The organism is Blautia sp. BCRC 81119 (genome assembly GCF_003184505.1).
GTDB lineage: Bacteria > Bacillota > Clostridia > Lachnospirales > Lachnospiraceae > Blautia_A > Blautia_A fusiformis.
In genome coordinates this window covers 52,644-75,130 of record NZ_QJHD01000009.1, presented here as the reverse complement: position 1 = coordinate 75,130, position 22,487 = coordinate 52,644, and the positions used below count along the sequence as shown (strand labels likewise).

The window sequence follows — 22,487 nt, the reverse complement described above, 5'->3', positions numbered from 1 at the left end:
ATCAGGTTCCGGATATCCGGGTATGTTTTCCGGATTTCGGAACCTGTAGTTTTGGAAAGGGTGGAAATTTTGAGTCTTATTGAACAGTTTCAGTTTAACTTTCTGGACGACAATCGCTGGCAGTTCATTTTGTCCGGTCTGAAAAATACCATCATCATTACTTTTTTTGCTGTACTTCTTGGTATTTTTCTGGGATTTGTCATTGCTATTGTCCGTTCTACACATGATAAGACAGGTAAGCTTAAGATCCTTAATGTGATCTGTCGTGTTTATCTGACTGTGATCCGTGGCACCCCAACGATGGTACAGCTGCTGATCGTATTTTATGTTATTTTTGCAACCATAGATCCGGGTAAGATAGTTGTTGCCATTATCGCCTTTGGTATGAACTCTGCTGCATACGTGGCTGAGATCGTCCGTTCCGGTATCATGTCTATTGATCAGGGACAGTTTGAGGCAGGACGGAGCCTGGGTCTTAACTATACACAGACTATGATCAAGATCATTCTTCCGCAGGCGGTCAAGAACATCCTGCCGGCCCTTGGAAACGAGCTGATCGTACTTTTGAAGGAGACATCCATCAGTGGTTATATCGGACTTATGGATCTGACCCGTGGCGGAGACATTATCCGAAGCCAGACCTACAGTGCACTGTTCCCGCTGCTGGTAGTAGCTGCGATCTATCTTGTGATCGTTTGCTTCCTTACCTATCTGGTAGGAAGACTTGAAAGGAGGCTGAGAACCAATGAGCGTAAGTAATGAAGTGCTTCTGGATGTACAGGGACTTGAAAAGGCCTATGGCGGCAATCAGGTTCTCAACGGGATCACCACACAGATCCGCAGAGGTGAAGTAGTAGCCATTATCGGACCATCCGGCTGTGGTAAATCTACATTCCTCCGTTCCCTGAATCTCCTTGAGGAGCCGACCGGGGGAAAAATCCTCTTTGAGGGAACCGACATCACAGATTCCAAGGTGGATATCAACCGTCATCGTCAGAAGATCGGAATGGTATTCCAGCAGTTTAATCTTTTTCCACATAAGACAGTAAAAGAGAACATTATGCTCGCACCTGTGACTCTGAATCTTATGAGTAAGGAAGAGGCTGAAAAAACGGCACTGGAGCTTCTGGAGCGAGTAGGTCTTCCGGATAAGGCAGATTCCTATCCGGACATGCTTTCCGGCGGTCAGAAGCAGCGTATCGCCATTGCAAGATCTCTTGCCATGAACCCGGACGTGATGCTGTTTGATGAGCCTACATCTGCTCTTGATCCGGAGATGGTAGGAGAGGTCCTGGAACTGATGCAGGAGCTTGCAAGATCCGGCATGACCATGGTTGTGGTAACTCATGAGATGGGCTTTGCCCGCGAGGTGGCAACCAGAGTCCTCTTCATTGATGAAGGAAAGATCCAGGAAGAAAATTCTCCTAAGGAATTCTTTGCAAATCCAAAGAATAAGAGACTTCGAGAGTTTCTTTCAAAGACATTATAAATATAAGAATATTAAAAACGGATGCTTTATCCTCCTGTGGAAATGCTGCAGGAGATAAAGCATCCGTTTTTTATAGTTACAGAATAGTGACGTAGTTATTTCACCGGCTGGTTCAGATCACTGTAGGTTACATCCTCAAAGGGGAGAGAGATGCGTTCTCTTCTGGCAGAGGAAAGGTAGATGCCCTTTACCATTTCAAGGGTTTTTCTGCCTTCCAGTCCGTCGATGGCAACAGGAAGATCCTCACGGACAGAACGGTAGAAGTCACGGATCTGCAGGTGATGGCTGCTTCCCCAGTAATCAGGGCCCACATTTGTGGTCTCATAAGTGTTTCGGATCTCGGCATAGGTGCCGTCCAGCTCGTAATAGCCCATGTCCTGCTTAAGACCCAGGCGTCCTTTTTCTCCGATCAGTTCAATATTGATCGGGGAATCGGCTCCGTAAATGTTGCAGGCATAGAGATTGTAAAGACAGCCGTTTTTAAACATGATAGCAGCGTCTGCGGCATCCTCCACTTTTACAAAATGATGAACATAATTATGAACACTTCCGTCGATCCATTCCACATCGGAATCCAGCATATATCGAACACGATCAATGCTGTGGATCGCCTGGTCGATGAGAACACCGCCGCCCTCTTTGTCCCATGTTCCCTTCCAGTCACTTCCGCTGTAATAGTCGAGCGGACGGTTCCAGGTCAGATAGGAACGTGCGGTAAGGATTTTTCCGAAATCACCCCGCTGGATCATTTCGCGGAGCTTTTCTACACTTTTTGTGTAACGGGTCTGGAAGATAACGCCCAGCTTTACATGAGTTTCTTCGGCGGTACGGATCATTCTGTCTGCATCCTGAAGACAGGTGGCAATGGGCTTTTCGGTAAGGACGTTAATGCCGGCTTTCATGGCTTTGATGGCCATGACCGGGTGCAGGAAATGCGGCAGACAGAGATGTACCACATCAATATCCTTATCCAGGATCTCATCAAAGTCCGTAGTCCAGGAACAGTTAAATTCCTCTGCAAAGGCTTTGGCAAGAGCTGGATCTTTGTCAACGGCATATGCTAATTCTACTTCATCGCTGAGACGATGGAATGCATCCGCATAAGAGACGGAAATACGGCCGCAGCCTACAATAGCAGCTTTCAGTTTTTTCATGGCTTCCTCCTTATATCATCCGATAAAAAAATTCGTCGGATCCTGATTTGTAAAAGAATAGTGGATATCAAAAAAGTATTTCATGGCTCCGTTCAGGAACGAATCACTCTGGAGCTGGGAGTAACGGACAGTCACGTTATCTACCATCCTGCGGAACCCGGTTTTTTTCAGGTCTTCCCGTACTTCATTGAGAAAATATTCGCCAAGATCCGGAATCTTTCCGCCAAGAACGATCAGAGATGGATTTACGGTACTGATCAGATTACTCAGGGCGATGGACAGCTCCCATGCCATCTCCTTTACCATAGCAAGAGCGGTTGGATCGCGGAAGGTGGCAGCCTTTCCCAGATCTGAGAAGGTGATTTCTGAAAGTGCGCTTAAGGATGGAATCTGTCCGAATTCCGGGATCCTGTTTTTCAGAGCCTGCTCCGAGATCATAACTTCCAGACATCCGTGATTTCCGCAGATACATTCCGGACCGTGAGGATCGATGGAATAATGGCCGAACTGGGTAGAGGAACCACTGGCAGTTCCAAGCATGCTTCCTTCTGTGAAAAGGGTGGCACCGATGCCGCGGCCGAAATTGAGAAAAGCAAAATTTTTCTCTTTTATATTGCCATAGACCTTTTCCGCGTAGGAATAGCAGGCGGTATCATTGAGAAGATCAACCGGGTATCCCGGGAATGCAGTCTTCAGAGATTTAATGATCTGAGTGCTTTCCATGGAAGGCAGATTCAGGGTCGTGGAATATACTTCATTGCTGGAGGCGTCGATCATGGCGGACATTACTATGCAGATGCCAAGGATACGGTCAGGAGCACAGTGTTCCAGAATGGATTCCTGGAAACAGGAGCCGGAGCATGCGACATGATTTTCGTCTTCGGAAAGCTTCCGTGATTCATGAAAGACGGAAGTACCGGCAATGTCCACAAGATAAGCTTCGACAGCATTTTCATGCCAGTTCATGACAACAACGTAGTAGCTGTTCATCCGGACCTGAAGGCAGTTCGGCTTACGTCCGATGCTGTCGGATTCTCCGATACCGTTGTCCACAATGAATCCCCGTTCGATCAGTTCATCTACAAGAGTAGATACGGTTGTTTTGCTGAGCTTCGTTTGCTTGGCAAGGTGTGCTCTGGATATTCCGGGACTGGAATAGATGGAAGTATAGAGCCGTTTCATATTCGTGTTCTTAATAACCTGCTGATTAACAAGTTTCATAGTTTCTTTTCATCTCCAATCCTTTAAAAATAAACGGTACCGAAAAATGGTAAAGTCTCCGTACTAAATATATCCTATCATAGATGCAGAAAATAATCAATATGTGGCTGTACAAAGAAAATATTGACTATTTATAGAAGGAAAAATATAAAAATACGACAATTCTAAAATGAAGAGCAATATAATACAGGCATTTTTTCGGAAGACTGGTAAAAAAACGGAGATAAATAGTACAGTGATAGAAATAATTGATTACAAATGTGCAAAATGCACAAAAAATACTCGAGATATTGTTTATTATAGAAGAAATGCACATTGAAAGACGAAAAAACGGGAAAGAATGTTGACAGATACGGCAAAGAATGCTATCCTAAATCCAAGCTAAGAACAGCAAAAAAGAGAGTTTGTAACAAGAAACACAGATGTTTTTGCAAAAAACTTTTATTTTTTGAAATATTAGTTAGGCCACTGGACAAATAAAGAGAGGTAGAGAGATGAGAATAGGCGTGATTGGATGCGGCGGAATGGGAACGACTCATTACTTATCCCTGAAAGTCTTATCAGAAAAAGAGGATGATGTTGAGGTAGTTGCCCTGTCTGACTGCAGAAAAGAATTTCTGGACAAAGCGGCATCATATTTTCCGGAAGCTGCCACATATGAATACGGAATGGAACTGATCGAAAAGGAGCAGCTGGATATTGTACATATCTGTCTTCCAAGCTATCTGCATGCAGAACATGCAGTGAAGGCACTGGAAAAAGGGATGAATGTACTGGTGGAAAAACCGGTATGTCTGACCGAAGAGGATTGCCAGATGCTTCTTGAAGCAGAAAAAAGATCCGGGAAGAAGGTTATGGTAGGACAGGTAGTACGTTCCTTTGAGGAATATAAATATCTGAAGGAAGCTTACGACACAGAAAAATTCGGAAAGCTGAAATCCATTACTATGGAGCGTATCAGCGGAGATGTGAAATGGGGATTTGAGGATTGGTTCCATAATGAAGAAAAGAGTGGTTCCGTTGTGCTGGATCTTCACGTGCATGATCTTGATTTTCTGCGTTATATGCTGGGTGAGCCGGACAGCTTCCAGGTAAAAGCCAGCAGATTTGAAAGTGGCATGATCAATCATATCATCACGGAGTATGAATTCGGAGATGTTTTTGCTACAGCAGAGGGTATTTGGGATGAGTCATCGGCAATGAAGTTCCATGCAGCGTTCCGTGCACATTTTGAGGATGCTACGATAGAATTTAACGGTGCTCAGTCACCGAGCCTGACAGTATATAAGAAAGACGGAACTGTGGAGACGCCAGAGCTCAAAGCTGAATATGAAGGCGAGAGTGATGTGGCGGGAATCAATGTCTCCAATCTGGGACCATATTATACAGAGATCAAATATTTCCAGGAATGCGTCAGAGAAGATAAACCTGTAGAGGTTGCTCCTTTGATCGAAGGAGTAAGATCCGTACAGCTTGGGATTAAAGAGTGGAATGCGGCAAAAGAGTATGTAAACACACACGAAAACAAATAATGAAATTTTCACTGAAAGGCAGTGAGAAAAATAAAAAAAGCTATTCAAAAGGAGGATATGCAAATGAAAAAAAGAGTGATTTCTATTCTGTTATCAGCAGCAATGATCTCATCAATGGTAGTTGCAGGAGGGGTAACTGCACATGCTGAAGAAAATGTAACACTGAATGTATTTGATGCACATGCTTATGGTCTGGAAGAATATGACGAGATGGTAAAAGCCTTCGAGAAATCACATCCGGGTGTGACTGTTGATGTACAGCATGCAGCCAACGATTACGACACACTGCTTCAGTCCAGAGTAAACTCCGGTGATACACCAGACGTATTTGATGCTGAGGCCGGAACAAAAGCGAAAATGTACTATGATTATGCTTACGACTGGAGCAATGATACAGAAGTTCTGGACAAGTTCAATGAGGACGCTGTAAACCTTGGAAAAGATGACGAGGGAAATGTAAAATCTCTTCCATGGACCTATGAGAACATGGGCCTGATCTACAACAAGGACTGCTTTGAGAAAGCTGGTATCGACAAGCTTCCGACAAACATGGATGAGCTGGAAGAGGCATGCAAGAAGCTGAAGGATGCAGGCATCACTCCGTTTGCACTTGCTGCAAAGGAAACATGGGTATTAGGACAGGTTGCAACACATTTCATGATCGACAAAGACAAAACAGCTGCTGAGACAGTAGATGCGATCAAATCCGGTGAGACAGCATTTGCAGATATGCCTAACTGGGAGAACCTTTACAAGTTCCTTGATCTTGCTGTAGAGTATGGTCCGGACAAGCCGCTTGAGGTTGACTGGGAGACATCAGAGAATATGCTTGCAAACGGCGATGCAGCTATGATCCATATGGGTGACTGGTGCCAGTCTACACTGGATTCCTTTAATCCGGATGCAAATCTTGCATTTCTTCCATTCCCGGTAGGCGCCGGTGAAGATGATGCAACTGTATTATCCTCCTGTAACTGGACTTATATTGTAAATAAAGATTCCAAGAATCTGGATCTTGCAAAAGAGTATTGTGAGTTTATCCTTACATCCGAAGAAGGCCAGAAATGGATGGCAGAAGGTGTAGGAGCTGTTCCTGGTGCAAAGTCTGATATGGAAGTGACCGGCGCTCTTGCAAATGATGCCAAGACCTATATCGACGCTGGAAAGACAAACGGCTGGATCCACACGATTGCTCCTGGCAGCTACGCAGATGAGTGTGGTCCGTATCTCCAGTCTTACATGCTTGGAGACATGAGCGCAGATGAAGTAACACAGCTCTTCCAGGATTTCTGGACATCAGCAGAGTAACAAGGAACTCCAGGAGCCGAAGAGAAACAGATTTGTTGATTTTGGGCTGACGGAATGTAACTGACAAAAGAGGGAGACAGGCAGCAGCTTTGCCTGTTTCCCAAATATAAACCAAAGAAAAAATGAATTTCTGGAGGGGATAGGATTGAAAAACAAAAAAACAAAGGATCTGGCAATTTTTGCATTGTTTGTCTTTCCGGCAGTCGTTTTTGTACTGTTTGCCACAGATATTCCATTTGTAATGAATCTGTACTATTCGGTATTTAATTGGAATGGAATCGGCAAGAACATGGAATTTGTAGGACTTGCCAACTATGTGAAGATCTTTACTGCTGACCCGCTTTTCTGGAAAGGTGTCAGATTTACTCTTAAATTTGCAGTATTTTATGTTGTTATCGTAAACATTGTTTCTCTCACAGTCGCTGTCGTAATGGCACGTGAGAACAAAGTGAACAGTCTTGGTCGTGCTTTTTATTATATTCCTTATATCATCAGTCTGACAGCGATCAGTCTGATCTGGAAATTTATCCTGGGACCTGGCTTTGAGGCTCTTTACAGTGTTACAGGATGGGAATTCTTTAACTGGAGCTGGCTTGGAACACCGAAGCTTGCTTTTTATGTAGTTGTTGTCATGGCAGTATGGCAGAATCTTGGTTTTTACATGGTCAATTATATCGCAGGAATCATTGCAGTTCCGGGAGAGCTTCTGGAAGCGGCAAGAATCGACGGAGCAACCTCTTTCCAGGTATTCCGCAAGATCACAATTCCGATGATCATGCCTGCGATCTCGATCTGTATGCTGACATCAATGACATTTGCGTTTAAGTTATTCGATATTATCATGGTATTTACAAAGGGCGGACCTGCGAATTCAACTGTTTCCGTTGCGTATAATATTTATAAGGAAGCTTTTGTTAACAGCAAATATGGTCTTGCTACTGCCAAATCTCTTGTATTTGTAGTATTTGTTCTGATCATTACAGCAATTCAGATGAAGATTACCAAGAGTAAGGAGGTTGAGGCATAATGAAGAAGAAACCAAAGAACCTGCGGCAGGTGAATGCACTGACGATCATTATTTTTGTATGTGCGATCTTCTGGCTGATGCCGCTGGTATTGATCTTTATAAACTCATTTAAACCCTATAATGATATGCTGCAGGACTTTCTGGCTCTGCCCAAGTCATGGAGCCTGAAGATGTATATGGAGACCTGGACGAAATTCGGTTTCCCGTCTCTGATCTTTAATACATTGCTTTATACATTCTGCACTGTCATCCTGGTAGTGCTTATGGCGCCGATGGCAGCCTATAAGCTCGCAAGAACAAAAAGCAGACTTAGCAAAATATGCTTTGTTCTGATCATCATGCCGATGATGGTTCCGTTCCAGTCTTACATGATCACCTTGACAAGACTGGTTTCCAACGTGAAACTGACTGGAACAAGAACCGGATATATTCTGGTAAGTGTGGGCTTATGTATGCCTCTGGCAGTATACATGATCCATGGATTTGTAAAAAATGTTCCTATCGATCTGGAAGAGTGTGCATGTATTGACGGCGCAGGTAAGATCCGCACCTATTTCAGCATTGTACTTCCGCTTCTGAAACCGATCCTCACGACGGTCGTTGTTTTGGATGCACTGGCAACCTGGAATGATATCATCACCAACCAGCTGATCGTTGGCGGAAACACAGTGGCAATGAATATCCAGAATGCACTGTACATGCAGTTTTCCGCACAGACAGCAGACTGGGAGCATGCACTTCCCGGAATCGTAATGTCCATGATACCGAGTCTTATCTTCTTTGTTGTGATGCAGAAGCATATTGTAGGTGGTATTACTGCCGGTGCGGTAAAAGGCTGATCTTGGTGGTATAAGTAGTATAATATGAGATAATACTGGAAGGAGAACAGAACCTATGAAAGTTGGAGTTTTGATCGAATTTACAAGCAATACAGATATTGATGCAAAATTTGCGGAGCTGAAGGAAATGGGTGTGGATAGCTGCCAGCTGGTATGTTGGGATCGTCCAACACTTCAGGACGATGCTATGGCAGAGGCTATTAATAAAGGTCTGGAGAAATACGGGATCCACGCAACCGCATTCTGGTGCGGATGGGAAGGCCGCAGAGTATGGGATTTCTATGAAGGACAGCTGACACTTGGCCTGATTCCGTCTGATTACAGAGTTGAGAGACTGAAGATGCTTATGGAAGGTTCTGACTTTGCGAAAAAGATCCATGTGACAGACCTGGCAACACACGTTGGCTATATGCCGGAAAATCCATACGACCCGAAATACGAGGAAGTATTGGTTGCATGTAAGGCTATTGTGGAAAAATGTAAGGAAAATGGTCAGAACTTCCTGTTTGAAACAGGACAGGAGACTCCTGTAACATTAAAGCGTGCGATCCAGGATATTGAGAAAGCTGTCGGAAAAGGAAATGTGGGAATTAACCTTGATCCTGCAAACCTGATCATGTACGGAAAGGCAAATCCGGTAGATGCTCTGGAGGTTTTCGGTGAGTATGTCATGGGAATTCACGGAAAAGATGGAAAATATCCAACAGATGGACATCATCTGGGTGATGAGGTTCCCCTTGGCCAGGGTAAAGTAAATTATTCTGCATTTATTGCAAAGCTGAAAGAGATCGGTTATCAGGGAGATATTACCATTGAGCGTGAGATCTCCGGTGAGGAACAGAAAAAAGATATCCGTATGGCCAAGGAGCTTCTGGATAAACTGATCGCAGAATAAGAGCTGAGGAAAAAACTATGATTATTTACGCAGGAAAAGATTATCAGGATGTAAGCAGAAAAGCAGCCAATATCATGTCTGCACAGATTATCATGAAACCGGATGCAGTTCTTGGACTGGCTACCGGTTCCACGCCTGTGGGCATGTATGCACAACTGGTAGAATGGTACAAAAAAGGGGATCTGGATTTTTCCAGGGTGACAAGTGTGAATCTGGATGAGTACAAGGGACTTTCCGGCGACAATGACCAGAGCTACCGCTATTTTATGGATCATAATCTCTTTGACCATGTAAATATTGACAAAGCACGGACCTTTGTGCCTGACGGACTGGAAGAGGATAGCGATAAGGCATGTGCACAGTATAACGAAATCATCCGGCAAACCGGAGGTGTGGATATGCAGCTGCTTGGTATCGGCGGGAACGGACACATCGGCTTCAATGAACCAGGAGATGCCTTTGAAAAAGAAACCCATTGTGTGGATCTGACAGAAAGTACCATCAGGGCCAATTCAAGGTTTTTTGAAAGCATGGATGAGGTCCCGAAACAGGCCTACACTATGGGAATCGGGAATATCATGGCTGCAAAAAAGATCCTTCTTGTGGCAACGGGAACATCCAAGGCAGAAGCCCTGTATAATTCCCTGTACGGACCGATCACACCGAAGGTTCCGGCATCTATCCTGCAGCTTCACCCGGATCTCACGGTTGTGGCAGATGAAGATGCACTGAGTATGATCCGCGAAAAAATAAAATAAAAATCCGGAATACAACTGCCGGATCAAAAAAGGATGGCTTCCGATTCCTACCTGTGCAGGAACGGAAGCCATCCTTTTTCTTTCCGCTGCTCAGTGGATTTCTTCACCGGCAGTTTTTTGTGCGGCTTTTATTTCGTTGTAACAGTATTTGATGATAGATTTTCTGGTTATGATTCCGATGAAGGAGCCCTGGTCATCTACCACCGGTACGAAGTTCTGATTAATGGCGCGATCCAGGAGATCTTCCATATTGGAATCTGCATGGACCGGTTTGTAGGTGGCACGGCGTGGAATCGCCATGATTGGGATTCCCTCTGTTTCCTTGATGTCGTGGATATCTGCACGGCGCATGCCCCAGAGGAGATCTCCCTCTGAGATGGTGCCGAGATATTTGCCGTCCATGGTGAGGATAGGAATGCAGGAGTACTTGCGGTGCTCCATTTTTTCGAGGGTCTGGCGAAGAGTTTCATCCTCAAAGATGTAGGCTACTTCGCTTTTGGGAATCAGAAAAAACAGAATGTTCACGTTATTACCTCATTTCCGCGAAAATTATAAATAAATCTGTAGGCTGTTTTAGAGAAGCTGAAGTCCGTGTGTCTCTGCAGCATCTGTGATCTCCTTCGGCCAGAGAGAGACATGTACTTCTCCGATGTGTGCTTTACGAAGGAAGAACATACAGATCCTGGACTGTCCGATACCACCACCGATGGTGTACGGAAGCTCTTTGTTCAGGATTGCTTTCTGGAATGGAAGCTCTCTTCGGTCATCACAGCCTGCTTCGGTAAGCTGGCGGTCAAGTGCGTCCTCATCAACACGGATTCCCATTGAGGAAAGCTCAAGGGCAATGTCAAGTACCGGATAGTATACGAGGATATCACCGTTCAGTTCCCAGTCATCATAGTCCGGGGCACGTCCGTCGTGGCGCTCGCCGTTGGTGAGCATTTTTCCTACCTTCATAAGGAAGACAGCGCCCTTTTCACGGGTGATCCGATATTCACGTTCCTTCGGTGTGCAGTCCGGATACATGTCAAGAAGCTCCTGAGTTGTGATAAAAAAGATATCCTTCGGAAGGATCTCCTCGATGTAGTCATACTGTACAGCCATGTATTTCTCAGTTTTACGAAGGACACTGTAAATGGTGCGTACGGTTTCCTTGAGAGTTTCAATGGAACGCTCTTCTTTGGAGATGATCTTTTCCCAGTCCCACTGGTCTACGTAAACAGAGTGGATATTGTCCAGATCTTCATCCCGGCGGATGGCTACCATATCTGTGTAAAGACCTTCTCCGTGAGAAAATCCGTATTTTTTCAGTGCGTAGCGTTTCCATTTGGCAAGGGAGTGTACGATCTCGGCGTTGCTTCCTTCGATAGCCTTGATATCAAAGCTTACCGGGCGCTCTACACCATTAAGGTTGTCATTAAGGCCGGATTCCGGTGCTACAAATGTTGGAGCGGATACTCGAAGAAGGTTCAGCTTCTGGGAGAGTGTCTGCTGGAAGAAATCTTTTACGGTTTTGATCGCAATCTGTGTGTCATGGAGGTTCAGGTCTGCATGATAGGTTGCGGGGATTGTGATTGTATTCATTATCGGCTCCTCCTGATGATTTTTAGGCTTATTGCTCTGTGGGGTATTATAACAGAAAATGGGTGGAGTGGCAATATAATGAGAGGGGAAGTCTTTTGGGGTATCGTAGAAAAATACTGGGTATTAAATGCCTGGTGTGATATACTGAAAAAAGAATGCTTATGTTTACGATGGAAATATAAATATCCGTTTTGACGGATAGAATGGAGGGAGCTTATGGCAGGTCAAAGGTGTCAGGTTTGTGGGGGTAAGGTTGTAAATGGCAGGTGTTCATTATGTGGGATGCCTTACAGAAATGATGAGGTGTTATATCATCTGAATGAGCCCCGGGAGATACATTATAAACATGCTTCCGCCAAAGTGCGGGATATGATGCGGCAGTATGGACAGGATGCTGATCAAACAACACAACATAACGGAAACGTAAACCGGAATACGAACGCAAACCGGAATACAAACATAAACCGGAATACAAACATAAACCGGAATACGAATGCAAGCCGCAATACCGATTTGAATCGGAATCTAACCGGAAGCCGGAATACAGGTGCAGCAGCCGGACGTAAGACTGCAGCGGCAGTTAATACCAGGAATAAAACAACGGTGGGCAGAAATCGTGCAGAAGTTTTAGATCAGGGAAAAAAACAGCAAAAAAAAGATCAGAAAAGCAGCGGGGCAGGCTGGATCATATGGTTTATAGTGACACTGGCCATTCTGCTTCCGAAATTATGGGATTTTCTTGCAGACTGGATCGGAACGAATTTGTGAGAATATTTCTGCAGTGAGATCAGGCAGTGCTAAGTGTCTGTATTTTCGTGTATACAGAAATATCCCTTTTCTTTTCTCCTCAGCTGTGTTATACTCATGCCTAGCACAACATATAGATGAAAAACAATATATAGAGGATATAGGTACTATATATAGTATTTGCATAGCGACTTATATATAGCACAGGGAGGGATGAGCAATGTTATATGTGATCAAGAAAGACGGGACAAGAGAGGAGTTTAATCCGCAGAAGATCGTGGCTGCCGTGAACAAATCCGCAGAGCGTATTCTTTATACTTTTTCAGACGAGGAGAAGGATTTTATCTGCCGTTTTGCCCAGGAGCATGCGGATTCCCTTGGAAAGAATGAGATCGAGATCCAGGAGATGCACAACATCGTGGAGGGGGCTCTGGAGCGTGTGAATCCGGCAGTTGCCAAGAGCTACCGTGATTATCGGAATTACAAGCTGGATTTTATCCATATGATGGATGATGTCTATACCAAGAGTCAGGCGATCCGTTATATCGGTGATAAAAGTAATGCCAATACAGACAGCGCCCTTGTTGCCACGAAACGAAGCCTGATCTTTAATGAGCTGAACAAGGAACTCTATCGGAAGTTTTTTATGAACCGTAATGAGCTTCAGGCATGTAAGGACGGCTACATTTATATTCATGACCAGTCTGCACGTCTGGATACCATGAATTGCTGTCTGTTCGATGTGGCAGCTGTTTTAAGTGGCGGTTTTGAGATGGGAAATGTCTGGTATAACGAGCCGAAGACTCTGGATACAGCCTTTGATGTTATGGGGGATATCATTCTCAGTACAGCAGCACAGCAGTATGGTGGCTTTACAGTGCCGGAGGTTGATAAGATCCTGGCACCGTATGCAAAGAAGAGCTATGATAAATATATTTCCGAATTTATGAAATACTCGGACGAGAGCTGGAGTGGCCGTGAGGAGAGAGCTATTGAGTATGCTCTTGATAAGGTCCGCAGGGATTATGACCAGGGCTGGCAGGGAATTGAGTACAAGCTGAATACCGTCGGTTCTTCCAGAGGTGATTATCCGTTTGTTACGGTGACACTTGGTCTCGGAACCGAGCAGTTTGAGAAGATGTGTACGATTTCCCTTCTTGAGGTCCATCAGGGAGGACAGGGTAAGGCCGGACACAAGAAACCGGTACTTTTCCCGAAGATCGTATTCCTTTATGACAAAGAGATCCATGGTCCAGGAAAGTGCTGTGAGGATATTTTTGAGGCTGGTGTGGAGTGTTCCTCCAAAACCATGTATCCGGACTGGCTGTCTATGTCCGGCGCAGGCTATATTTCCAGTATGTACAGGAAATACAAGAAGGTCATCAGCCCGATGGGATGCCGTGCTTTCTTAAGTCCGTGGTATGAGCGTGGCGGTATGGAGCCGGCGGATGAGAATGATACGCCTGTTTTTGTGGGACGTTTTAACATTGGTGCGGTAAGCCTTCATCTTCCGATGATCCTTGCAAAGGCCAGAGCGGAGAGCAGAGATTTTTATGAGGTTCTGGATTTCTATCTGGAAATGATCCGTAACCTGCACATCCGCACTTACGAATATCTGGGACAGATGCGTGCATCCACCAACCCGCTTGCATACTGTGAAGGCGGTTTCTACGGCGGACATCTGAAACCGAATGAAAAGATTGGCAAGATCCTGAAGCCTATGACAGCTTCCTTCGGTATCACAGCGTTAAATGAGCTTCAGGAACTTTACAATGGCAAATCCATTGCCGAGGATGGGGCGTTTGCTCTGGAGGTCCTGAAATATATCAATGACAAGGTAAATCAGTACAAGAAGGAAGATGGTTATCTTTATGCGATCTACGGAACACCGGCAGAGAGTCTTTGTGGCCTGCAGGTAGAGCAGTTCCGTAAGATGTATGGAATCATTGAGGGCGTTTCTGACAGACCATATGTGAGCAACAGCTTCCACTGCCATGTAACAGAGGATGTAACTCCGATCGAGAAACAGGATCTGGAGGGACGTTTCTGGGAGCTCTGCAATGGCGGTAAGATTCAGTATGTACGTTATCCGATCGGCTACAATAAGGAAGCTATCCGTACACTGATCCGCAGAGCCATGGATCTGGGATATTATGAGGGAGTGAACCTTTCTCTTGCATACTGTGACGATTGTGGTCATGAGGAACTGGAGATGGATGTATGCCCTGTCTGCGGTTCCAGAAATCTGACCAAGATCGACCGTATGAACGGATATCTTTCCTACAGCCGTGTCCATGGAGATACCCGCCTGAATGAGGCGAAGATGGCTGAGATCGCTGAGCGAAAATCTATGTAAATACTGGCTGCCCGATCAACTGTGTAACAGTGATCGGATGTAGAGTCAGACAGTATAAAAAATATCCCGCAGAGCTGCCGGTAAGACCAGCAGCCGTCTGCGGGATATTTTTATGTAAAGTGAAGTTTTATAGTTCACTTTGTATTCTGAGTCCGTAAAATGATCATTTAATGATAGTTCCGGTCTTCTCACGGTAGCCGTCTTTTGCATGGGCCATGTCTGTGATGATGGTACGGCGTCCGGTTCCCTTCTCCACGAAGGAAACACCTGCTTCGATCTTAGGAAGCATGGAGCCTGCCGCAAACTGTTTGCCGGCAATATATTTCTTGGCATCTTCTGTGGAAATAGTATCCAGATAAGATTCGTGATCCGTATTATGGTCAAGGCTTACTTTCTCGACGCTTGTAAGGATCATCAGAGTGTCAGCGTTCAGTTCTTCTGCAAGAAGTCCTGCTGCCAGGTCTTTCTCGATGATGGCGCTGGCACCATTCAGCTGAGTTCCCTGCTCAAGAACCGGGATTCCGCCACCGCCTGCGGCAATGACGATCTGCTCTGCTGCAGAGAGGACCTTTACGGTTTCAATCTCTACGATCTTCTGTGGCTTCGGTGCTGCAAGGATACGTCTGTACTGGCCCTCGCCCACCTTTGTGACAAAGTTTCCTTTTTCTTCTTCAGCCTCGGCCTCTTCTGCGTTAAGAACACGTCCAATGATCTTCTCTGGCTCTGCAAATGCTTCATCGTATGGATCGATGACAACCTGTGTCAGAACTGTACTGACCGGTTTGTAGATCCCTCTGGAGATAAGCTCAGCACGGATGGCGTTCTGAAGGTCATAGCCGATATAACCCTGGCTCATGGCGGAACATACGGACATTGGTGCAAATGTATAATCAGGATGTGCCTTACCGAATTCATTCATTGCGGTGTGGATCATCCCTACCTGCGGACCGTTGCTGTGGGAGATCACTACGCGGGTTCCCTCCTCTACCAGATCTGCGATTACCTTCGCTGCGAGTTTTGTAGCTGTTTTTTGCTCTGGAAGTGTGGTGCCAAGTGCCCGGTGGCCTAATGCAACTACTACGGTTTTTTCGCTCATAGGAAATACCTCGTTTCTCTTAAAAATTGGAATGAAATCAGTTACTGTATTCAGTAACGAGTACATCGAAAACGATGCACGAATATTATATTTTATTATAAAAGACCTATGTGGGAAATGCAATAGAAAATCGAGTGTTTTCCGAGACAGGAAAAACCGCCTGATCCAGTCAGACGGTTTGATTCCTACTATTTTTTGAGGGGGGAGATAGAGAGTGGTTTTTCATCTATCCAACACCTATTATATAGAGAAAATATGTTTAAAATATGTCGTTAATCTAAAAGAAATGGAAAATTTATAAAGAAAGTTTAAACAAACTTTATAATTTTTATATCCGGTTGCGCATGGTCTGAAAATGTGATACATTGAAAAAGTCTTGATCCTGCATTCTGCGGGATCTGTTCACGCATCGTTTCGATGCAGAAATCCATTTTATTTTATCGAAAAAAATATTGATCATGCATCATTTGCCGGGGAGGGATGCCTTTGTCTGTGGAAAAGTAAGTTTCTGTAAAAAAAACATGTGTATAAGAAATGCCAGATCAGGCAGAAATGAGGAAGAGCCATGAAAAACAGAATATGGAAACAGATGAAGAAAGCCGGAATTGTGACAGTGCTGGCAGGAGCCATGCTGGGAGGAACAATAGAACCGGAGCTGACTCTGGGAGCAGATTTTTTGCCGGGACAGGCACCGTTTATCGATCAGAGTGTGTTCTGGAAAGACAGAGAATCCGGACAGGCGGAGCTTGGGATCCGGATCCGCGGCCTGAATGAATGGCTGTCCGGGAGAAGGTTTTCGGAGGATAAGGAGAAAAATGAGAAGTGGGACGACGAACTTCAGGAGATTGAAGATCCATCGGTGGAGCAGGAAGAGGAGACAAAACAGGAGCAGCCAGAGGATGACTTGCAGCAGGAAGAGGAGCCAGAGCAGGAGCAGCCAGAGGATGACTTGCAGCAGGAAGAGGAGCCAGAGCAGGAGCAGCCAGAGGATGGCTTGCAGCAGGAAGAAGAGACAGAACAGGAGCAGCCAGAGGATGAGGATGACTTGCAGCAGGAAGAGAAGACAGAACAGGAATTGCCGGTGAATAAGGTTGTGGAAGGAATCGGAATAGAAATGGAGGAAGGATATGAGCACATGGAGCAGCTGGCATCCGGGGAAACAGTACAGCCGGAGGATGAAGAGCAGGAGAAAACGGGTCCGCTCACACCGGAAGGAACGGCGTCCGGAGAAGAAAATGTAGGTGACGAAGAGGAATATGAGTCTGAGGAGATTCAAAAACTGACGCTGGTCACGTATATTTCTGAGTATTTTGTTCCGGAAACGGATTCTGTCCCGAAAAATATGGCTGTACAGCAGATTTCTGTAAGGAGCCAGAGCGGTGAAGCTACAGAGATCACAAAGCTGGAAAGCGTGCTGAACGTGGAGCAGAACGGGCAGGATGAGATCTTTTTCCGTATCCCGCTGATCCTGCGGCAGGAATACCGTTTTCCGGCAGAGAAAAGCAGTTATCCTGTGACTCAGGAGGAACCGCTTCAGAAGGACTGTACCGGTGCGGGAACCTTTCTCATGACAGAAGAAAACGGGGAAGAGCTGGTGATCGCAGAGGGGATATCGCCTATGCTGGACGTGGAGGCTGCTGAGGCTGATATGGAGCTGTCGGTAATTGCACAGAATGAAAAAATGAAAGCAGGGCAGACCATCCGTTATCAGGTGGAGATAGCCAATACCGGAAAGCTGGATCTTGCAGATATCCGTCTGACCAGCAGCTTTTCCTGCCCTAAGATCCGGCAGCTGTGGGAAGACGCGGAAGGCCTTCTGGCAGAAGGGACCGTGGCGGAATTTGCAGAATTAAAAGCCGGAGAGAGCAGGAGCTTTTATGTACAGGCGCCCCTTCTGGATGAACAGGAAAAAGATCTGGAGCACCAGGTGGAAGCAGAGGCCAGGGTGAAGGACAGACCGGAGGAGGTGATCAGGAAGAACGCCTCCACTATAAATGGTCTGGAGGCACTGAAGGCGGATCTTTCTGTAAAGAAAACTGCAGACAAAGAAACCGCTGCACCGGGTGAGACTGTGACCTATCAGATCTGTATCGTGAATACCGGTGAAAAAACGCTTCATTCGGTTGTGGGAACGGAGCGCTTTCAGGCAGCAGGGATCCATGCACAGTTTCTGGAGCAGGAAGGTGTAACGCTCAACAGCAGCCGTACAAAGGCAATGATCCAACAGATCCCGCCGGGAGAGGCAGTTTCTCTTCAGGCTGCGGTGAAGATCCCGGGAAAAACAGCGGATCAGAAGCTTTTTAATCAGGTGACGGTCACAAGTCAGGAAACCGGAGAGCGATTGATGGAGGCCTCCGCTTCTGTCATGGTAAAAGGAGAGGTGGCTATTACGCCGGAAGAAGGGCTGCCTTTGCGGGGAGATGACCAGGGTCCGGCTTCCGGTCAGATACAGATGGCAAGAACTGCGTCCACACATCCGAAGACCGGAGATGATACCAGGAGGGATTTGTGGACGCTTCTGGCAGTGACAGCTTTAGTGACTGTGCTGGGCGGCATCTGGCTCCGGAAAAAATATGCGGATATTTATGGAAAAAGCTGATGTTACTGAGAACGGAGTGAACAGTAACAAGCTGATATTTTACAAGGCGGCCGTACCTCAAAGAAACGTTGAAAACAGGGGGGAGGTGTGCTATTCTATATGGTATGTACAGAAAATAAGAACAGTATATTTCCCGCCTCCGGTGTGCTGCCCGTCAGACCGGAAAAAGGGAAGATGGAGGAGAAAAATGAATCTTTTATCCTTATTGGAACATCTTGAATACAAATGCCTTCAGGGAAGTACAGAGCAGGAGGTTTCTTCTGTTGTATATGATTCCCGCAAAGTAGAAGAAGGGAGCCTTTTTATCTGCATCAGAGGTGCGGTCGTGGATGGACATAAATTTATACCTGATGTTGTGGCAAAGGGTGCGAAGACACTCATCGTGGAAGAAACGGTGGAGGCACCGGAGGATGTGACAGTGATCCAGGTAGAGGATACCCGTTACGCCATGGCCTTTATTTCAGCAGCATGGTTCGGACATCCGGCAGAAAAGCTCAAAACCATCGGTATCACTGGAACCAAAGGAAAAACAACTACAACCTATATGGTGAAATCGATCCTTGAGAATGCCGGATATAAGGTTGGTCTGATCGGCACCATCGAGGCTGTTATCGGGGAGAAGCATATCCCGGCAGCCAACACGACACCGGAATCCTATATGGTACAGAAATATTTTCACGATATGGTAGAAGCAGGCTGCGATGCGGTCGTTATGGAGGTTTCCTCACAGGGACTGATGCTTCACAGGACCCAGGGATTTGTGTTTGATTTTGGAATTTTCACAAATATTGAACCAGATCATATCGGACCGAATGAGCACAAGGACTTTGATGATTATCTGCACTGCAAATCCATGCTTCTCAGACAGTGTAAGGTTGGTATCGTAAATCGTGACGATGAACACTTTGACCGCATTATCGAAGGCCACACCTGTAAACTTGAAACCTATGGATTTTCCGAAAAAGCAGATCTCCGTGCAGAGGACGCCAGACTCGTTGGAAGAAAGGGCTATCTGGGAATTTCCTATCATGTTAAGGGACTTATGGATTTTCCTGTGGAGATCGATATTCCAGGTAAGTTCAGCATTTACAATTCTCTGACTGCCATTGCCATCTGCCGTCATTTTAAGGTATCCGAGGAGAATATCATCAAAGCTCTGAAGGTGGCCAGGGTCAAAGGCCGTATTGAGATGATCAAGGTATCTGACGAATTCACACTGATGATCGATTACGCACATAATGCCATGGCGCTGGAGAGCCTTCTTGGAACACTGAAGGAATATGATCCGCACAGACTGGTATGCCTGTTTGGCTGTGGCGGAAACCGTTCCAAGCTGCGCCGTTATGAAATGGGTGAGGTTTCAGGAAAGATGGCAGATCTGACCATCATTACTTCAGATAATCCGCGAGATGAGGATCCACAGGCCATCATCGATGATATCAAGATCGGAATGGCAAAAACAGATGGAAAATATGTAGAGATCCCGGATCGTAAAGAGGCGATCGCCTACGCGATCCATCACGGTGAGCCGGGAGATATCATCGTCCTTGCCGGAAAGGGCCATGAGGATTATCAGGAGATCAAGGGTAAGAAATATCCCATGGATGAGCGTGTACTGATCCGGGAGATCCTGGAAGAAGATCAGAAAGCGTAAATGGATGATCTATGCAGATGTGATCATTGATATTTCTCATGAAAAGCTGGACCGGGATTTTCAGTATCGTGTACCTGAGGAACTAGTGCAGGCAATAAAACCTGGAGTTGTGGTCACAGTGCCCTTCGGAAAGGGAAATACCCTTCGGAAAGGCTATGTGACCGGAATCTCCGGAACGGCGAAATATGATGCGTCAAAGCTCAAGGAGATTCGGGGAGTGTCCACAGACAGTGAGACAACAGAATCCCGGCTGATCGCACTTGCGGCCTGGATGAAGGAGACCTATGGCTCCACCATGATCCAGGCACTGAAAACAGTTCTGCCTGTAAAAGACAAGGTCCGTGCAAAAGAGAAAAGACTGATCCTTTTTACAGGGAAAAAGGAAGAGGGGCAGGCACTTCTTGGCAAGCTGGAAGGCAGCCGCTTTAAAGCACGTGAGCGGTTCCTTCGGGCAATCCTGGAGGCCGGGAGCCTAGATTATACCTATGCCTCCAAAGAGCTTGGAGCCGGCATTTCCGTTCTTGATTTTTTTGAGAAAAAAGGTCTGATAACTATTGAAAGTCAGGAAATGTATCGCATTCCCGAGGGGCTCGGCTTGGTGAAGGAGAACATGGAACTGAGTCTGAACCAGGAACAGCTTTTGGCGGCAGAGCAGATCTTTCGGGAATGGCAGGAGCCGGACCCAAGGCCTGCACTTCTTTTCGGAGTGACCGGAAGCGGAAAGACCCAGGTTTATATGCGCCTGATCCAGAAGGTACTGGAGGAGGGAAAACAGGCGATCGTGCTGATCCCTGAGATCGCGCTTACTTATCAGACAGTTAGGCGCTTTTATGCCATGTTCGGAGATAAGGTTTCGGTTCTGAACTCCAGACTTTCCCAGGGAGAACGTTATGATCAGTTCAAAAGAGCAAAACGTGGTGAGATCCAGGTGATGGTAGGACCCAGATCCGCACTGTTCACACCGTTTTCAGATCTGGGACTGATCGTTATCGACGAAGAGCATGAACCCACCTACAAAAGTGAGAATACGCCAAGGTACCATGCACGTGAGACTGCCATTGAGAGGGCACGAATGGAACATGCCCGTGTGGTCATGGGATCAGCCACTCCGTCATTGGAAGCCTACAGTCATGCCTGTGACGGAGAATATCTTCTGGTAAAGTTAAACGCACGTTATGAGGAAAGGCCTCTTCCACAGGTATCAATCGTGGATCTTCGGGAAGAATTAAAGAAAGGAAACCGCTCGGTACTGAGTCTGGAGCTGAAGAGGGATCTGGAGCAGGTCCTTGAAAGAAGAGAACAGGCCATGCTGTTTCTGAACCGGAGAGGATATGCGGGCTTTGTTTCCTGCAGAGCCTGCGGTCACGTTATGAAATGTCCCCACTGTGATGTATCTCTAAGTGAACACAATGGCAATCGTCTGATCTGTCATTATTGCGGCTATGAGACTGTGAAACCGGAAATCTGTCCGTCCTGTGGTTCACCGCACATTGGTGGATTTAAGGCAGGAACCCAGCAGATCGAGAAGGTCATTGAAAAAGACTTCCCGAAAGCCAGGGTACTTCGAATGGATTTTGATACTACAAGGACCAAGGACAGCTATGAGAAGATCCTGGCTTCTTTTGCAAAGCATGAGGCAGATATTCTGGTGGGGACCCAGATGATCGTCAAGGGACATGATTTTCCGAATGTGACTCTGGTAGGAGTGATTGCAGCAGATCTTTCGCTGAATATGGATGACTATCACTGCGGGGAGCGTACATTCCAGCTTCTGACTCAGGCAGTTGGACGTTCCGGCAGAGGGAATCGGCCGGGGCAGGCGGTGATCCAGACATATCAGCCGGAGCATTACAGTATCCAGGCTGCGGCTATTCAGGATTATAAGAAATTTTATAAAGAAGAAATGGGGTATCGGATGCTTCTGGACTATCCGCCGGCAGCCCATATGATGACTGTTTTTGGCGCCTGCCAGGATGAAGAACTTCTGAAAAATGCCATGTATTATATAGAAGTTTTTATCCGCAGGGTAAGTCCGAAGGAAGAGCTTCACATGATCGGACCTGCAGCTGCATCGGTAGGTAAGGTAAAGGATGTTTATCGTCAGGTGATCCATCTGAAGCACAGGGATATCTGCTTTCTCACAGCAGTCAGAGAGAAGCTGGAGAAATATATAGAGATAAATTCCGGATTCCGGAAAATATACATTCAATTTGATATGAATTAAAGGA

Annotated in this window: 18 protein-coding genes; 13 read left to right on the top strand and 5 right to left on the bottom strand. The window is 46.0% G+C overall.

The window, feature by feature from the left end; all coding sequences use genetic code 11:
* Positions 1-66: 66 nt before the first annotated feature.
* Both DMI82_RS07320 and DMI82_RS07315 read left to right on the top strand, forming a co-directional pair.
* The gene (locus tag DMI82_RS07320) at positions 67-759 is read left to right on the top strand and encodes an amino acid ABC transporter permease (RefSeq protein WP_059086976.1); all 693 of its coding nucleotides are present in this window, start codon (positions 67-69) and stop codon (positions 757-759) included.
* Positions 746-1,489, top strand: coding sequence for an amino acid ABC transporter ATP-binding protein (locus DMI82_RS07315; protein ID WP_021651603.1), 744 nt, complete (start codon positions 746-748; stop codon positions 1,487-1,489). The genes DMI82_RS07320 and DMI82_RS07315 overlap by 14 nt, the downstream gene beginning before the upstream one ends.
* Positions 1,490-1,584: 95 nt before the next feature.
* On the opposite strand, the gene DMI82_RS07310 is transcribed toward DMI82_RS07315, so the two are convergent.
* A complete protein-coding gene (locus DMI82_RS07310) occupies positions 1,585-2,643 on the bottom strand; it encodes a Gfo/Idh/MocA family protein (protein ID WP_022426867.1) in 1,059 nt (352 codons plus the stop codon).
* Positions 2,644-2,658: 15 nt separating this feature from the next.
* The gene (locus DMI82_RS07305) at positions 2,659-3,864 is read right to left on the bottom strand and encodes an ROK family transcriptional regulator (protein ID WP_022426868.1); all 1,206 of its coding nucleotides are present in this window, start codon (positions 3,862-3,864) and stop codon (positions 2,659-2,661) included.
* Between the two features lie 494 nt (positions 3,865-4,358).
* Between DMI82_RS07305 and DMI82_RS07300 the strand changes: the two genes are divergently transcribed.
* The 6 genes from DMI82_RS07300 (at position 4,359) to nagB (ending at position 10,223) form a co-directional block, all read left to right on the top strand.
* Positions 4,359-5,396: a Gfo/Idh/MocA family protein gene (locus DMI82_RS07300; RefSeq protein ID WP_022426869.1), complete on the top strand. Its 1,038-nt coding sequence runs from the start codon at positions 4,359-4,361 to the stop codon at positions 5,394-5,396.
* Between the two features lie 63 nt (positions 5,397-5,459).
* Positions 5,460-6,704: an ABC transporter substrate-binding protein gene (locus tag DMI82_RS07295; RefSeq protein WP_022426870.1), complete on the top strand. Its 1,245-nt coding sequence runs from the start codon at positions 5,460-5,462 to the stop codon at positions 6,702-6,704.
* Positions 6,705-6,849: 145 nt separating this feature from the next.
* A complete protein-coding gene (locus DMI82_RS07290; protein WP_022426871.1) occupies positions 6,850-7,731 on the top strand; it encodes a carbohydrate ABC transporter permease in 882 nt (293 codons plus the stop codon).
* The gene (locus tag DMI82_RS07285; RefSeq protein WP_022426872.1) at positions 7,731-8,570 is read left to right on the top strand and encodes a carbohydrate ABC transporter permease; all 840 of its coding nucleotides are present in this window, start codon (positions 7,731-7,733) and stop codon (positions 8,568-8,570) included. The genes DMI82_RS07290 and DMI82_RS07285 overlap by 1 nt, the downstream gene beginning before the upstream one ends.
* 55 nt (positions 8,571-8,625) lie before the next feature.
* Positions 8,626-9,465, top strand: coding sequence for a sugar phosphate isomerase/epimerase family protein (locus tag DMI82_RS07280; protein WP_022426873.1), 840 nt, complete (start codon positions 8,626-8,628; stop codon positions 9,463-9,465).
* A 17-nt stretch (positions 9,466-9,482) separates the two neighbouring features.
* Positions 9,483-10,223: a glucosamine-6-phosphate deaminase gene (gene nagB / locus DMI82_RS07275; RefSeq protein WP_022426874.1), complete on the top strand. Its 741-nt coding sequence runs from the start codon at positions 9,483-9,485 to the stop codon at positions 10,221-10,223.
* 90 nt (positions 10,224-10,313) lie between these two features.
* Here nagB and DMI82_RS07270 read toward each other — a convergent pair whose 3' ends face one another.
* Together DMI82_RS07270 and asnA are read right to left on the bottom strand one after the other, a co-directional pair.
* A complete protein-coding gene (locus DMI82_RS07270; RefSeq protein WP_021651604.1) occupies positions 10,314-10,748 on the bottom strand; it encodes a CBS domain-containing protein in 435 nt (144 codons plus the stop codon).
* Between the two features lie 48 nt (positions 10,749-10,796).
* Positions 10,797-11,807, bottom strand: a complete 1,011-nt coding sequence (gene asnA / locus DMI82_RS07265; protein WP_110102947.1) for an aspartate--ammonia ligase — start codon at positions 11,805-11,807, stop codon at positions 10,797-10,799.
* A gap of 216 nt (positions 11,808-12,023) precedes the next feature.
* Between asnA and DMI82_RS07255 the strand changes: the two genes are divergently transcribed.
* Together DMI82_RS07255 and nrdD are read left to right on the top strand one after the other, a co-directional pair.
* Positions 12,024-12,575: a hypothetical protein gene (locus DMI82_RS07255; RefSeq protein ID WP_146207143.1), complete on the top strand. Its 552-nt coding sequence runs from the start codon at positions 12,024-12,026 to the stop codon at positions 12,573-12,575.
* A 199-nt stretch (positions 12,576-12,774) separates the two neighbouring features.
* Complete coding sequence (gene nrdD / locus DMI82_RS07250; protein WP_015526126.1) at positions 12,775-14,910, top strand: anaerobic ribonucleoside-triphosphate reductase; 2,136 nt, start codon at positions 12,775-12,777, stop codon at positions 14,908-14,910.
* Positions 14,911-15,073: 163 nt separating this feature from the next.
* Here the strand turns inward: nrdD and arcC are convergent, their stop codons facing one another.
* Positions 15,074-16,006: a carbamate kinase gene (gene arcC / locus DMI82_RS07245; protein ID WP_015526125.1), complete on the bottom strand. Its 933-nt coding sequence runs from the start codon at positions 16,004-16,006 to the stop codon at positions 15,074-15,076.
* Between the two features lie 565 nt (positions 16,007-16,571).
* On the opposite strand from arcC, the gene DMI82_RS07240 reads away from it, so the two are divergent.
* From DMI82_RS07240 to priA, 3 genes are all read left to right on the top strand, one after another.
* The gene (locus tag DMI82_RS07240; protein ID WP_110102945.1) at positions 16,572-18,605 is read left to right on the top strand and encodes a DUF11 domain-containing protein; all 2,034 of its coding nucleotides are present in this window, start codon (positions 16,572-16,574) and stop codon (positions 18,603-18,605) included.
* A 187-nt stretch (positions 18,606-18,792) separates the two neighbouring features.
* Entirely contained in the window at positions 18,793-20,259 is a 1,467-nt protein-coding gene (locus tag DMI82_RS07235; protein WP_110102979.1) for a UDP-N-acetylmuramoyl-L-alanyl-D-glutamate--2,6-diaminopimelate ligase, read from the top strand.
* 4 nt (positions 20,260-20,263) lie between these two features.
* Positions 20,264-22,483: a replication restart helicase PriA gene (gene priA, locus DMI82_RS07230; protein WP_110102944.1), complete on the top strand. Its 2,220-nt coding sequence runs from the start codon at positions 20,264-20,266 to the stop codon at positions 22,481-22,483.
* Positions 22,484-22,487 lie beyond the last annotated feature (4 nt).

Bases quoted from the DNA above. Each gene is read 5' to 3' on its own strand.
- DMI82_RS07315 (WP_021651603.1), top strand. From the start codon at position 746: ATGAGCGTAAGTAATGAAGTGCTTCTGGATGTACAGGGACTTGAAAAG.
- DMI82_RS07310 (WP_022426867.1), bottom strand. From the start codon at position 2,643: ATGAAAAAACTGAAAGCTGCTATTGTAGGCTGCGGCCGTATTTCCGTC.
- DMI82_RS07305 (WP_022426868.1), bottom strand. From the start codon at position 3,864: ATGAAACTTGTTAATCAGCAGGTTATTAAGAACACGAATATGAAACGG.
- DMI82_RS07300 (WP_022426869.1), top strand. From the start codon at position 4,359: ATGAGAATAGGCGTGATTGGATGCGGCGGAATGGGAACGACTCATTAC.
- DMI82_RS07295 (WP_022426870.1), top strand. From the start codon at position 5,460: ATGAAAAAAAGAGTGATTTCTATTCTGTTATCAGCAGCAATGATCTCA.
- DMI82_RS07285 (WP_022426872.1), top strand. From the start codon at position 7,731: ATGAAGAAGAAACCAAAGAACCTGCGGCAGGTGAATGCACTGACGATC.
- DMI82_RS07280 (WP_022426873.1), top strand. From the start codon at position 8,626: ATGAAAGTTGGAGTTTTGATCGAATTTACAAGCAATACAGATATTGAT.
- nagB (WP_022426874.1), top strand. From the start codon at position 9,483: ATGATTATTTACGCAGGAAAAGATTATCAGGATGTAAGCAGAAAAGCA.
- asnA (WP_110102947.1), bottom strand. From the start codon at position 11,807: ATGAATACAATCACAATCCCCGCAACCTATCATGCAGACCTGAACCTC.
- DMI82_RS07255 (WP_146207143.1), top strand. From the start codon at position 12,024: ATGGCAGGTCAAAGGTGTCAGGTTTGTGGGGGTAAGGTTGTAAATGGC.
- nrdD (WP_015526126.1), top strand. From the start codon at position 12,775: ATGTTATATGTGATCAAGAAAGACGGGACAAGAGAGGAGTTTAATCCG.
- arcC (WP_015526125.1), bottom strand. From the start codon at position 16,006: ATGAGCGAAAAAACCGTAGTAGTTGCATTAGGCCACCGGGCACTTGGC.
- DMI82_RS07240 (WP_110102945.1), top strand. From the start codon at position 16,572: ATGAAAAACAGAATATGGAAACAGATGAAGAAAGCCGGAATTGTGACA.
- DMI82_RS07235 (WP_110102979.1), top strand. From the start codon at position 18,793: ATGAATCTTTTATCCTTATTGGAACATCTTGAATACAAATGCCTTCAG.
- priA (WP_110102944.1), top strand. From the start codon at position 20,264: ATGATCTATGCAGATGTGATCATTGATATTTCTCATGAAAAGCTGGAC.